This is a genomic window from Bradyrhizobium sp. NBAIM08, assembly GCF_020193935.1.
Classification (GTDB): Bacteria; Pseudomonadota; Alphaproteobacteria; order Rhizobiales; family Xanthobacteraceae; genus Bradyrhizobium; species Bradyrhizobium yuanmingense.
The window spans coordinates 1-418 of the sequence record NZ_JADYVR010000742.1 but is presented as its reverse complement, the minus strand read 5'-3'; the positions used below and the strand labels follow the sequence as shown (position 1 = coordinate 418).

1 protein-coding gene is annotated in these 418 nt (G+C 71.5%); it reads left to right on the top strand.

The window, feature by feature from the left end:
• Positions 1-418 (top strand): ABC transporter substrate-binding protein (locus I6F37_RS41850; RefSeq protein WP_225154649.1); only part of this gene is annotated, 418 nt, incomplete at both ends.

The window sequence follows — 418 nt, the reverse complement described above, 5'->3', positions numbered from 1 at the left end:
GCTACGCGCTCGACGCCGAGACCGACGGCTGGGACCCCACCAAGAGCCGATTCGCGCCCGCAGGCACGCAGGTGGGCCTGGCCGTCTTCGATCCGCTCGCCGCCTACGACGCCGACAGCCGGGCCCAGCCGTACCTCGCTGAGTCGTTCGAGCCGAACGAGACCTTCACCGACTGGACCGTCACGCTGCGGCCCGACATCACGTTCCACGACGGCTCCCCGCTCACCGCCGCGGTGCTGGAGACGATCTTCGCCGCCCACAAGGCGTCGCCGCTCACGGGCCCCGCGGTCGCTGCGCTGGAGTCGGTGGAGATCACCGGCGACCTCACCGCGGTGTTCCCCATGGAGACGCCGTGGGCGTCGTTCCCGGCATCGCTCACCGGGCAGCTGGGCATGGTGCCCAGCCCGGGGATGATCTC